Below are 13,060 nucleotides of genomic sequence, written 5' to 3'. Positions count from 1 at the left end.
CGCGATATCCTTCAAATAACTGGGCGGCATGCCCAATGGTGGATAGCATGCCGCAGTATTCAAATGGACGCTTGTAAAAAAATGACAGTGACGACGATTGGGGGCTATTTAATGTGTGAAGGGGCAATGCCGTAGGTATTTTTAAAGGCATTGGCAAAATGTGCTTGGTCGTAGAAGCCGACGTGATAGGCCACTTCGGTACTGCTAAATCCAGCTTTTAATAGTGCCATTGCATGCTCAAGTCGTAATCGGGCTAACCAAGCGTATGGGGTCATCCCCGTTGCTTTTTTAAATTGGCGTAGCATTTGCGATGGGCTGAGCTGACACAGGGTTGCCAAATCGTCTAAGCCGATTTTTTGATCTAAATGAGCCATCACATAGTCACGCAGCTGAGACAAATCTTTACTGCCTAAGGCGGTGACTCCCACGTCCCGGACTTGACCATAGTGGGTTAACAAATAGGAAAAAGACTCGATCGGTAAGCTGTCTTTTGCTAGCTGAGAGATGAATGGACTCTCTAGTTGTTGATGTAGTCGGGTGAGTTGATGAAATAACGGCTGATCAGCAATGTTGTTTTGCGGGAAGCTGTAGTGGTTTTTGCCTGATACTTCTTCGGCCTGCTGGCTTAACCAATCAGGCGTAATGCTAAACACTTTAACGTGATAGCCAGATTGCTCTTTGGGTTGGCCATCGTGGATTTCATCAGGTGGCATGATCACTAATTGCCCCGCGCCAGCCGTGTGTTTGGCACCTTGGTAGAAGTATTGTTGCTGACCTTGAGTGATCAAGCCTAAATGGTAATCCAAGTGATAGTGGCGCTTGAATGCAAAGCTTTGATAGTGAGCATCAATCAGGTTGATGTCATCAATGGGGCTTTTGCGATGGTTGATTATATTCATAGCAATGCTCCCCGTTGATTCTGCATGTTTTTGCTTGGCTCCCCTAAGTAGACCATAGCCATGACGGTGCGGCTTGTAAAAAAGTTACAGTACCGCACCGCATGGTCATGGATTAAACCGCGAGTCTCTTAACCTGTTGGGATCTGTTTTTTATTGTGGCGATGGGTACGTAAGCCGTCTGCACTGAATATCATCAGACCTGCCCAAATAAAGCCAAAGGTTATCCCTTTATCGGCAGTAAACGCCTCACCGTAGACGGTGACGGCCAGCAAGAACATTAAGCTCGGGCCTATGTACTGGAAAAAGCCCAGAGTAGAGAAGCGCAACTTGGTGGCAGCTCCGGTAAAACACAGCAGCGGTACCGTTGTGACTATCCCCGCAGCCATTAACAGTAAGTTGGTCGTGGTGCTGTTTAACGCCCAGTTCGAGGTGGGGGTATCGGCAATCATGAGGACATAAAAGGCGGCAATAGGCAGCAGTAAACAGGTTTCGATGAATAATCCTGTTTGCGCATCAAGGTTGACCTTTTTGCGAAGCAAACCATAGCTAGCAAAGCTGGCGGCTAATGCGAGTGCTATCCAAGGGAGTGAGCCAAATTGAATTAACTGTACGAGTACCCCCGCTGCCGCGAGTGCGACCGCAAGCCACTGTAATGGACGTAAGCGTTCTCCCAGAAAAATCATGGCTAACACGACATTAAACAAAGGGTTGATGTAGTACCCTAAGCTGGCATCGAGCATATAATTATTGTTGATCGCCCAGATGAATATCAGCCAGTTACTGCCGACTAGCACAGATGTCACGGCGAGAATTAATAGCATTTTGGGTTGGCGTAGAATAACGGCCACTTTGTGCCAGTGACGACGGACACCTATGATCCCCGCCAAGAAAAAGAAAGACCAGATCACGCGATGACTGAGTATTTCAAATGCACTGACATGCTGTAATGACTTGAAGTAAATAGGTGCAATGCCCCACATGGTGTAGGCTGCGAGGGCGAGAAAAACCCCTCGTCGTGTTTGTTGTGCTTGCTCGTCCATTGAATTCCAGCTGTTTATATAAAAAGGCGAAAAGAGGGCATTTTTGTCGAAAAATGTGGCTGCAGTATAAAACGATGCTTGAACAGAAACCAACCAGATTCAACAGGGAATGCTCGGCGGCGGCGTTTGGTATAGAATACTCGCCCCTTTGTTTAAAGAGCTGTGTTATGTCATCAAGCTGCGCTGAACCTCAAACACCGATCGCCCCATCCGCCAGCGAGCAAATTTTGCAGGATGTGTTTGGCTATCAAGCATTCCGTTTGGGTCAACAAGAAGTCATTGAAGCAGCAGCAGCAGGGCAAGACGGTTTAGTGATCATGCCAACCGGTGGTGGCAAATCACTGTGTTATCAAATTCCCGCATTAATGCTCGATGGCCTGACCTTGGTGATTTCGCCTTTGATTTCATTGATGAAAGATCAGGTCGACCAACTTAAAGCCAATGGGGTGGCTGCCGCGTACTTAAATTCAACCATGACCCGTGAAGCGGTGATGGATACTTTCGAGGCTATGCAGTCGGGGCAAGTGACCTTGGTGTATGTGTCACCTGAACGTGCCTTGATGTTTGATTTTATTGAACGGCTCAAAGACACGCCACTGTGTTTGATCGCTGTGGATGAAGCTCATTGTATTTCTCAGTGGGGGCACGATTTCCGTCGAGAATACGCGGAGCTTGGGGTACTTAAACAGCACTTCCCTGATGTACCAATTTTAGCCCTAACGGCCACGGCAGATGATACAACCCGCAGCGACATAGTGAGTCGACTGGCCTTAGTGGAACCGCATGTGTATTTGGGTAGTTTCGATCGGCCGAATATTCGCTATACCTTGCAAGAAAAATATAAACCTATGGCACAGCTCACGCGATACCTCGCGGGTGTGCGTGGTCAATGCGGCATTATTTATTGCAATAGCCGCAAACGGGTTGAGCAAATCACTGAAAAGTTGTGTGGTGAAGGTATTCGTGCGGCGGCGTATCATGCGGGACTCGACTTTAGTGATCGGGCGTACGTACAAGAAGGTTTCCAGCGCGATGACATTCACATTGTGGTGGCTACCGTGGCATTCGGCATGGGGATCAACAAACCCAATGTGCGCTTTGTGGTGCACTACGATATTCCCCGAAATATTGAATCCTACTATCAAGAAACAGGGCGTGCAGGGCGGGATGGCTTACCTGCGGAAGCGGTGACCTTTTATGACCCTTCTGATTTGGCATGGTTACGCCGCTGCCTTGATGAAAAAGAAGAAGGGGAACAAAAACGGGTTGAGAGCCATAAGTTGAATGCGATGGGGGCGTTTGCCGAAGCGCAAACCTGTCGTCGCCAAGTATTACTGCATTATTTTGGCGAGCACCGTGAACTGCCTTGTGGTAACTGCGATATTTGTATTGATCCCCCTAAGCGCTTTGCTGCGCTAGAAGTGGCACAAAAAGCGTTGTCGTGTGTTTATCGTGTTAATCAAAATTTCGGGATGACTTACGTGGTGGAAGTGCTGCGTGGCATGCAAAATCAGCGGATCCGTGAACACGGCCACGATAAGTTAACCACCTATGGTATTGGGCGGGAACACAGCAATGAATTCTGGATCAGCATTTTACGTCAGTTGGTTCATTTAGGCTTTTTGAATCAAAATATTATGCGTAGCTCGACTCTGCAGTTAACCGAAAAAGCTCGCGCGATACTGCGCAGTGAAATCAGTTTAGAGTTGGCTGTGCCACGGCTAGACAGCGCCGCGCGTACCGCGAAAAACGATAAATTGGCCAATCGTCAGTACGATAAAAAACTGTTCGCGAAATTACGTAAGCTACGCAAAGCGATTGCCGATGAAGATGACTTGCCACCTTATGTCGTATTTAACGATGCCAGCTTAATGGAAATGGCAGAAAAACTCCCGACCTCATCGGGTGCTTTGTTGGCGGTAAATGGAGTAGGCCAGCGGAAGTTAGAGAAATACGGTGAAGCCTTTTTAACCTTGATTGAAGAGCACTTGATGGCGACGGTCGATTATTAATCGTTGCCGAGGCGGGACGTGCTTGCCTAGCCAATAACAGGCAAAAAAATACCGGACTTATCCGAGTCCGGTATAAAATGCGTTTCTAACATAATGAGATTATGTCGTCGTCGCTACAAAACAGCTTGCGTATTTGGTGAGAATGTTAATTTCACCTGCTACCAAGATTGTATTAAGGGTGATGAGTCGCATTAATACAATTGGCTTGGCAACACAGTCATAAAACCATGAAGTTATAGCGCTTGGCTATAGCTGCCTTATGGTTTGATACCCATAGCAACAATTGGTTACAGGAATTAAACCAAATAGCGAATTTTAGCTAGTATTTCGCTGCAAAAGGAGTCTATATGTCAACATTTCCCTATGAGCCCTTCTCGGTGCGTCGTCTTGATATCGAACATAGTCACCTGTTATTAACCGCCCCTGATTTTGACTATGACACGTTTGAGGAAGTGGCGGTCGCCTTGGTGGAGAGGATCGATTCCACTGTGGTTGAGCGAGAAAAAAATGCGGACTTACATGTTTGGCTGATCGACTTTGAAGGTTGCCGTTTATTGCTTAAAGGCGAACATTACAGCGGTGCATTATGGTTAGAGGCAATGTCGAGTGCCGACAATGATACCTTGGTGTTCATTGCCAGTATGCTGCCGAAAGATGAAGGCCAATATTGTTAATTTACGCATTTGGCTTTTTCTTCAGCAGTGAAACGATTGCGTGGGTTGGTTGGCAGCAACAGGGCTAGGCAGCTTGATTGGTTACTGTATAATCGCCCGCTTGGTCGCGTAGGGGTGAGATCCTACCGCGTGAATATATTTGGGTTCCCTCTCCCCCAATGACAAAAAGGTCTCTTTAATGACGACTTCGCAATTTACACCCGCACAGCAGCGCAAAGCACTTTCCTACTTAGTGTTATTTCACCTAGTGATCATTGCTTCAAGCAACTACCTTGTACAGCTTCCTTTTACCGTGATGGGGTTCCATACCACGTGGGGCGCGTTTACCTTCCCTTTCATCTTTTTGGCAACAGATTTAACCGTCCGTATTTTTGGTGCTCAGATGGCGCGTAAAATTATTCTGCGCGTAATGATGCCCGCTCTGCTGATTTCTTATGGCTTGTCGGTCGTCTTTTTCCAAGGGGAGTATCAAGGCTTTGCCCATCTATTGGAATTCAACCTGTTTGTTGCGCGTATTGCGGTGGCAAGCTTTATGGCTTATCTATTAGGACAAATTCTGGATGTGTCGGTATTTAACCGCTTACGCCAAGCAAAAAGCTGGTGGGTTGCGCCAACGTGCTCAACCATTATAGGTAATGCTTTAGATACTCTCGCATTCTTCTCTATCGCTTTCTATAACAGTCCAGATGCCTTTATGGCGGCAAACTGGACAGAGATAGCGTTAGTTGATTACAGCTTTAAGCTACTAATTAGTTTAGGCCTGTTTGTCCCTATCTATGGTGTTTTACTCAACTACTTAGTGAGGAAGCTGACTGCGCTAAACCCTAACTACTTGGGTGAGCAAAAATTAGTATGACGCTAACGATCATGACAAAAGCCAGTTAATCACTGGCTTTTTTTTATTTAAAAATTGGTGCAGCATATCGTGTGTCGCCGTCCATTGAGATGAAAGGAATGCCTAAAATGCAGGTTCGCCAAGCAAGTTTGGAAGAAGCACTCACTGTGCTTGCTACGATCACAGAGTTTGATCATGTTGAAACATTAGAGAGCTTACAGGCGCGATTAGCGGATCAGCCAACACTGGTGTTGGTGGCTGAGGTTAATGATCAGCTTGTGGGAGTTAAAATCGGTTACGCAAAATCGGAGGCTGAATTTTACAGCTGGATTGGCGGTGTTTCTCCTTCAGGGCGTGGCCATGGTGTTGCGCAAGCTTTGCTAGAAGCGCAAGAAACTTGGGTTAGGGCGCAGGGCTACCAGCGTTTAACCGTGAAATCACGTAACCGATTTGCCGCCATGCTGCGTTTGTTACTGCGAAATGGTTATCAGATCCTTGAGCTTGAAAAGAAAGGCCAAGTGGCCGATTATCGGGTGTACTTCGAAAAGCTACTCATTAAATAACAATAACTTAAATGCATTTAAGTTTGGTTTTATTGGTTGGTAGATGGGGCCAATGGATAGGACTACAGGGGGAAGCAGCCACTGAAAAGCACCTAAATGAAATTAATTCTCAATAAGTGCTTGCAATAAAGATGAGAATGGTTATTATTAACAGGCACTCAGGCGATGGCGGTTACATCAGCTAGCGTTCTGAAGGCACGACATTGCTCACATTGCTTCCAGTGTACTTCAGCTCATGGATGAATGTTCCCAGTGTAGGGCTAGGAACAACACACCACTTATGCTGAGCGGCGCCTTCCAAAGTTGCGCCGCTTTTTCTTTTCTAGCGTTTACCAATTTTACTTCTTACTTCTTACTTCTTACTTCTTAGACCCATTCTTGCGATTTTCCCGATCACGCCAGTTTTACCAATTCTTTAACCAACTTATTAATACCACTAGCCGCTTCGCTTAAACTGCCAGCGAGCATATAGGCAGGCGTGGTAAGTAGACGGCGTTTTTGATCAAGAACGAAGTCATGTACAGGGCACTCGATATGTTCACCTCCCATGGTATTGAACACTTTCGCGGTGTCAGGATCCGTGCCGATCGTTCCTTTTGCGCCTGAGCCATAAATGAGCGGGATCATCGCAGGCGCAATACAGAGGTAGCCCGCAGGTTTATCGACTTTGGCAAAACTTTGGCAAGCACTCAGTACATCGGGGTGAATCGTGCAATCACTGCCTTTCAGGGCAAAGTCTGATAGGTTCTTGGCTGCACCAAAGCCTCCGGGTAGTAAGAGTGCGTCGAATTGGCTGGCATTCAGCTCTTGTACGTCTTGGATCTGACCTCGGGCGATCCGAGCGGCTTCGATCAATACATTGCGTGATTCACGGCTTTCTTCCCCTGTGAGGTGGTTGATCACATGGTGTTGATCAATATTGGGGGCAAAGCAATGCCAGCTGGCGCCTTCTTGTTCAATGGCTAATAGGGAAAGGACGGATTCGTGAATTTCGCTACCATCAAATACCCCACAGCCGCTCAAAATTACCGCAATTCTTTTCATTCTGGCTTCCTTTCTAGTCAAAATTGTCTATTTTTACAGTCGGTACGCTTAATTTAAGATAATGGTGCTAACGTTTTCCACAATCAATGATCATTGCTCGATCAAGGATCTATTTGTCTGTTTTTTGTTATCTTGTTGAATTTAATGGTTTTTGCTTGTTGTTTTTTCATTGTGGATAATTTTGATCCCAGCTTAGGAATTAAATACTAACAAAGTTATCCACAGATTAAGGGTGCATGGGGGAAAACATCAGTTAACACTGGCGGGTTGCCGTGGCATTCTAGTAGCCCGCCATACAGATTCCTCTCTTTGAGCATATATTATGCGCAATCTGTGTGCCGAATGATTATGACTTTTCCGGATATAAGAATATCTCTATGGCTACTATTCCAGATAACCCGCTTATTTTGATCGATGGATCATCTTATCTTTACCGTGCTTACCATGCTGCGCCTAATTTCACTAATTCTGATGGTGAACCAACAGGTGCTGTGTACGGCGTGGTGAACATGCTACGCAGTATGTTACGCCAGTTTTCGACTGAGCATATTGCGGTCATTTTCGATGCGAAGGGCAAGACTTTCCGTGATGACATGTATCCGGAATATAAAGCGAATCGTCCGCCAATGCCGGATGATCTTCGTGGTCAGATCGAACCGCTTCATGCTGTGATTAAAGCAATGGGCTTACCTTTGATTTCGATTTCAGGGGTGGAAGCTGATGATGTGATTGGTACATTGGCGAGCCAAGCATCGAAAGCGGGAATGCCTGTACTGATCAGTACGGGTGATAAGGATATGGCGCAGCTAGTGGATGAGAATGTCACTCTGATCAATACCATGACAGATGTGGTGATGGATCCTGCTGGCGTGGTAGAGAAATTCGGGATTGGTCCTGAGTTGATTATCGACTATTTAGCACTGATGGGCGATAAGGTCGATAACATCCCCGGTGTACCAGGGGTGGGTGAGAAAACCGCTAAAGCCTTATTAACCGGTATTGGCGGCTTAGACGCCCTGTACGATAACCTGGCAGATATTCCGGCGCTTGGCTTCCGTGGTTCGAAAACCATGCCTAAAAAGTTGGAAGACAACAAAGAAGCGGCATATATGTCGTACCAACTGGCAACGATCAAGCTGGATGTTGAGCTTGATATGGCACCGCATGAGTTAGTGAAAACAACCCCTGATACTGACGAACTGACTAAGCTGTTTGGTAAATTGCAGTTCCGCCGCTGGTTGAGTGAAATGCTGGATGGCAGTGATGGCAAAATTGTTGCGGATGAGCGTGTTGTTAGCGCGGGGGCTGCTGATGAGCCAAAAGTTGTTGCGCCTGTGATTGATCGCAGTGGCTACGAAACCGTGCTGGATGAAGCGAGCTTTAACGCTTGGCTTGAGCAACTGAATAGTGCGGAAGTGGTCGCGTTTGATACTGAAACTGACGGCCTTGATTACATGACAGCGAACCTGATTGGTGTGTCATTTGCGGTGGAAGAAGGCAAAGCGGCGTATGTTCCTGTCGCTCACGATTACTTGGATGCACCTGCTCAGCTGGATCGCGACTGGGTACTAGCGCAATTAAAACCATTACTGGAAGATGCTAGCAAAGCCAAAGTCGGTCAAAACCTTAAGTTTGATGCGAGCATTCTGGCGCGTTACGACATTGATATGCAGGGTATTGCTTTCGATACCATGCTGGAGTCGTACGTGTTCAATAGTGTTGTTGGCCGTCATGATATGGATAGCTTGTCGCTACGCTACCTAGAACATAAAACAATTAGCTTTGAAGAGATTGCTGGTAAAGGGAAGAAGCAACTGACCTTTAACCAGATCGATTTAGAACAAGCGGGTCCTTACGCTGCAGAAGATGCAGATATTACACTACGTCTTCACAATGTACTGATTGCTAAAGTAAATGCTGATGAAAAGCTAAAATCCGTGTTTGAAGACATTGAGATGCCGCTGGTTCCTGTGCTGTCACGCATTGAGCGTACCGGTGTGCTGATTGACAGTATGTTAATGGGCGCGCAATCGTCAGAACTTGCTGCACGTTTGGATGAGCTTCAGCAACAAGCATTTGATATTGCAGAACAAGAGTTCAACTTAAGTTCACCTAAGCAACTGCAGGCGATTTTGTTCGAAAAAATGGGCTTACCTATTTTGAAGAAAACCCCGTCAGGCGCGGCTTCAACCAATGAAGAAGTATTGCAAGAATTGGCATTGGATTACCCATTACCAAAATTGATTTTGGAATACCGTAGTTTATCGAAGTTGAAATCAACCTATACCGATAAACTGCCGAAGATGGTGAACCCAGCGACGGGGCGTGTGCACACCTCTTATCATCAAGCGGTAACAGCAACGGGCCGCTTGTCATCAAGCGATCCAAACCTACAAAATATTCCCATTCGTAATGCTGAAGGTCGTCGTATTCGTCAGGCTTTCATCGCTCCAACGGGTTATAAAGTGCTGGCTGTCGATTACTCTCAAATCGAATTACGTATCATGGCGCACCTTTCTGGTGATGAAGCTCTACTGGATGCCTTCCGCCATGGTAAAGATATTCACGCCGCGACAGCGGCTGAGATCCTTGTGTTGCCGATTGAATCCGTTTCAACCGAACAGCGTCGTCGTGCAAAAGCGATCAACTTTGGTCTGATTTATGGCATGAGTGCCTTTGGTCTGGCGAAGCAGCTTGGCATGGGGCGTAATGAAGCACAAGAGTATATGGATTTGTACTTTGAGCGTTACCCAGGTGTGCTGGAGTACATGGAAAGCACGCGTAATACCGCCAGTGAACAAGGCTTTGTTGAAACCTTATTTGGGCGCCGTTTACACCTGCCTGATATTAAGTCACGTAACGGTATTCGTCGTAAGGCAGCGGAGCGTGCAGCCATCAATGCACCAATGCAGGGTACAGCGGCTGATATTATCAAGCGTGCCATGGTGTTGGTGGATGAGTGGGTGCAACAACAACCTGAAGGCCAAGTTCGCCTTCTAATGCAAGTGCATGACGAACTTGTATTTGAAGTACAGGAAGAACACCTTGAGCGTGTGACGGCTGAAGTGCAACGCTTGATGGAAGCAGCAGCACAATTGGACGTGCCTCTAGTGGCTGATGCTGACTCGGGTGACAACTGGGATCAAGCCCACTAAGGGATTGAGAGCGATTTAAGCAGATAAACGATGAATAGCCAGCAGATGCTGGCTATTTTTTTATGTGAATTAAGCGGCTAATGACAATTATATGTAAAACCTAATTACAGGAATGTGAAAAAAAATAACGAAATCCTCTTTCAATATCTGAACGATTGTTGTACAGTTAATGACGTAGGGTACAGAGGTAAGATGTTCTATCTTTCAGACCTTTTGTTTCACGTTATTGGATTTGGCTGATTCAGCCGCCCTGGTCTTTTGACCGGGGCGTTTTTTATTGGGCCAAAGAAAATCTATTCCTCCTTCACTTATTTCCTTTTCCTCGCGATACGACTTTCTTTTCTTTCTTTTGGTTATCTTTATAGCTAAGCCAGCTATAGCTGCATCTGAGCTTGTATTATTTTACCTGAAACTGAATCAGTCATTTAATTGCAATATGCTCACTGTTTTATATTTGGATCTGGTTGCTGTGCAACAGAATAATAATTAGAGTAATTACTTTAATTTAAGAGGCGATGCGGTATAATGGCGTTAGCTTCTTGTTCATATTTGTACAGAACAAGGTGACCATTTGTCGCTTTGTTTACAAATAAATGAAATCGCCACCCACTTTTTAGCGGTGGCTTTTTTTTGTCTGGAATTTGAGTTGTGTAATAAAATTTCAGTAAGGGATGATGGCTTGTTTGTTTTTTACTTGGTTAATTTGCAATAAAAAACAACTGAGCGAATTTTGTTGGCCAAGTCACTAAAAGGTGATGTTTCGGCTGTAAAGACGTGATGAAACCTGAGCTATAGTTGTTGAAAAAATCAACAAAGGTAGGACAAAAAACTTGCGTTGGGTAGGGAAATCATTGATCCTTTTTGGACAAAAATAAAAAACCTCCTATTTCTCTCCCGTTGCCCCACCATGCTGGTGGGGAATTTTTATTGCTCTGTCCTTAGAGCAATAAAAGAGCAACAGATAGGGATCTTAATCGTCAGTGTTTTCGCTGATCTGCGCTTCACCATCTTCAGCCAAGAACGCTTGTTGGCGTTCGAGCTCTGGTGTAAACCATTCCGTTAATTTTGCACGCACTTGATCGACACCTAAGCCTTTCAATGATGAGAAAAACTCGACTTGTACATCGCCACCAAAGGTTAATGAATCTTTACGGGTTTTCATCAATTGCTGTTTACGTGCACCACTTTTCAGTTTGTCGGCTTTTGTTAACAAAACAAGAACAGGTAAACGGCTTTCAACAGCCCACATGATCATCTGTTGGTCTAAATCTTTCATTGGGTGACGGATATCCATCAGTACCACAAGACCTTGTAAACATTCACGCTTTTGTAGGTATTCACCCAGCGCTCGTTGCCACTTTTTCTTCATTTCTAGCGGAACTTGCGCAAAGCCGTAGCCTGGCAAATCGATTAGGTTACAACCCGGCGTCACTTCAAACATATTGATCAGCTGAGTACGACCTGGAGTTTTAGACGTACGCGCTAAGCCCTTCTGGTCGGTCAGGCGGTTAAGTGCGCTTGACTTACCAGCATTAGAGCGACCAGCAAATGCGATTTCAACGCCAGTGTCAGTAGGCAAGTGGCGAATGTCAGGTGCACTTGTGATAAAACGTGTATTTCTATAGTTGAGAAGTTGATTCACTGTTAACTCCGTCAAGTCTTCATGTAGTCGACTGATTACTTTTATGTGAAATTGTGTAAAATATATCTAACCGTGCTCGGTTTGTGGTCGATTGTATACCATGTTGCTGAGCATTACTTGTGGTACTGGAAGCTCAATAATTATAAACGGAATGTCATGAAGAAATTAGTATTGATATTGTCTCTTCTTGCCAGTTGCTCAGCCTGGGCCCAGGGAGACGCAGAAGCAGGGAAAGCGAAAGCTGCGACATGTGCAGCCTGTCATGGTGCGGATGGTAATAGCATCATGGCGCAATACCCTAAACTTGCAGGTCAGCACCCTGGCTATTTGGAAAAGCAGCTGAAAGAATTTAAGTTAGGTATTACCTCTGGTGGTAAACAAGGTCGTAACGATCCTGTGATGAGTGCAATGGCAATGCCGTTATCAGAGCAAGATATGTCAGACCTTGCGGCATATTATGCTTCTTTACCTATTTCAGATAACACCACGCCAGAATCTTCGATTGAAATTGGCCAACAACTTTACCGCTTTGGTGATGCCGAGCGCGGTGTTGCAGCATGTATTGCCTGCCACGGCCCTCGTGGTAATGGTACTAGCTTGTCTGGCTTCCCTAAAATTTCAGGTCAGAATGCGGAATACGTGAAGCTGCAATTGGAGAAGTTCCGTGCAGGTGAACGTCAAAATGATATGAACACCATGATGCGTGCTGTGGCCGCAAAACTGAGTGATAGTGAAATTACTGCACTTTCTCAGTATGTAGGTGGATTACACTGATTGATGACCAGTGTGAAAAAAGCAGCTTAGGCTGCTTTTTTTGTATCTAAATAACAGCAGTGCAGCTGAAACTTGTCTTAAATCTGCGAAAGCTGACTGGCGTGTGCGAGATCGACTATTCGTGATGGTTGTTCAGGCTGAATAAATCACAATAAATAGCAGTAATTTTCTTTATTTATAACCAGTTAGCTTTATTGAAAAAATCTTACAATGATTTTCTCTTTTGTAGCGCCTTGTTTGGTCTTGGGATTCGCGTAAAGTTATCCCCGTCGACAAGGAGAGCGACAAGGAAATAGGAAGCGCCATTGAGCGGCATGAGCAGGAGCTCGAAGGATACAAGGCAGTCTGGTTCGGATACCAATGATTCGTAGGATACGAAATAGGATACCTAGGACGGGGCTCAAGGATTACGCGTCAGCGTG

Annotated in this window: 11 protein-coding genes; 7 read left to right on the top strand and 4 right to left on the bottom strand. The window is 45.6% G+C overall.

Annotation, left to right across the window (positions count from 1 at the left end):
* Window positions 1-104 precede the first annotated feature (104 nt).
* Window positions 105-899, bottom strand: coding sequence for an AraC family transcriptional regulator (locus tag OCU77_RS16760; RefSeq protein WP_048900005.1), 795 nt, complete (start codon window positions 897-899; stop codon window positions 105-107).
* Window positions 900-1,027: 128 nt separating this feature from the next.
* A complete protein-coding gene (gene rarD / locus OCU77_RS16755) occupies window positions 1,028-1,939 on the bottom strand; it encodes an EamA family transporter RarD (protein WP_048900006.1) in 912 nt (303 codons plus the stop codon).
* Window positions 1,940-2,106: 167 nt separating this feature from the next.
* Here rarD and recQ point away from each other — a divergent pair, with 167 nt between their 5' ends.
* The 4 genes from recQ to OCU77_RS16735 all read left to right on the top strand — a co-directional run bounded on the left by recQ (window position 2,107) and on the right by OCU77_RS16735 (window position 6,023).
* Window positions 2,107-3,951 (top strand): ATP-dependent DNA helicase RecQ, encoded by a 1,845-nt coding sequence (gene recQ, locus OCU77_RS16750; protein ID WP_107303100.1) that lies wholly within the window; start codon window positions 2,107-2,109, stop codon window positions 3,949-3,951.
* A 347-nt stretch (window positions 3,952-4,298) separates the two neighbouring features.
* Window positions 4,299-4,625 carry a DUF3630 family protein gene (locus OCU77_RS16745; protein WP_048900007.1) on the top strand — a complete coding sequence of 109 codons (327 nt, stop codon included), beginning with the start codon at window positions 4,299-4,301 and terminating at the stop codon, window positions 4,623-4,625.
* Window positions 4,626-4,803: 178 nt separating this feature from the next.
* Complete coding sequence (locus OCU77_RS16740; protein WP_107303101.1) at window positions 4,804-5,481, top strand: 7-cyano-7-deazaguanine/7-aminomethyl-7-deazaguanine transporter; 678 nt, start codon at window positions 4,804-4,806, stop codon at window positions 5,479-5,481.
* A gap of 98 nt (window positions 5,482-5,579) precedes the next feature.
* Window positions 5,580-6,023, top strand: a complete 444-nt coding sequence (locus OCU77_RS16735) for a GNAT family N-acetyltransferase (RefSeq protein ID WP_372022687.1) — start codon at window positions 5,580-5,582, stop codon at window positions 6,021-6,023.
* A 393-nt stretch (window positions 6,024-6,416) separates the two neighbouring features.
* Here OCU77_RS16735 and elbB read toward each other — a convergent pair whose 3' ends face one another.
* Window positions 6,417-7,067, bottom strand: coding sequence for an isoprenoid biosynthesis glyoxalase ElbB (gene elbB / locus OCU77_RS16730; RefSeq protein ID WP_048900008.1), 651 nt, complete (start codon window positions 7,065-7,067; stop codon window positions 6,417-6,419).
* Window positions 7,068-7,444: 377 nt separating this feature from the next.
* On the opposite strand from elbB, the gene polA reads away from it, so the two are divergent.
* Together polA and OCU77_RS25285 are read left to right on the top strand one after the other, a co-directional pair.
* Window positions 7,445-10,222: a DNA polymerase I gene (gene polA, locus OCU77_RS16725; RefSeq protein ID WP_048900009.1), complete on the top strand. Its 2,778-nt coding sequence runs from the start codon at window positions 7,445-7,447 to the stop codon at window positions 10,220-10,222.
* Between the two features lie 192 nt (window positions 10,223-10,414).
* The gene (locus OCU77_RS25285; RefSeq protein WP_438616993.1) at window positions 10,415-10,462 is read left to right on the top strand and encodes a hypothetical protein; all 48 of its coding nucleotides are present in this window, start codon (window positions 10,415-10,417) and stop codon (window positions 10,460-10,462) included.
* Between the two features lie 730 nt (window positions 10,463-11,192).
* On the opposite strand, the gene yihA is transcribed toward OCU77_RS25285, so the two are convergent.
* A complete protein-coding gene (gene yihA, locus OCU77_RS16720; RefSeq protein WP_048900010.1) occupies window positions 11,193-11,864 on the bottom strand; it encodes a ribosome biogenesis GTP-binding protein YihA/YsxC in 672 nt (223 codons plus the stop codon).
* Window positions 11,865-12,020: 156 nt separating this feature from the next.
* Between yihA and OCU77_RS16715 the strand changes: the two genes are divergently transcribed.
* Window positions 12,021-12,638: a c-type cytochrome gene (locus tag OCU77_RS16715; protein ID WP_048900011.1), complete on the top strand. Its 618-nt coding sequence runs from the start codon at window positions 12,021-12,023 to the stop codon at window positions 12,636-12,638.
* Window positions 12,639-13,060 lie beyond the last annotated feature (422 nt).

The organism is Photobacterium swingsii (assembly GCF_024346715.1).
Classification (GTDB): domain Bacteria; phylum Pseudomonadota; class Gammaproteobacteria; order Enterobacterales; family Vibrionaceae; genus Photobacterium; species Photobacterium swingsii.
Note: the sequence above shows the minus strand (reverse complement) of the source record. Positions and strands in the feature narration are given on the sequence as shown.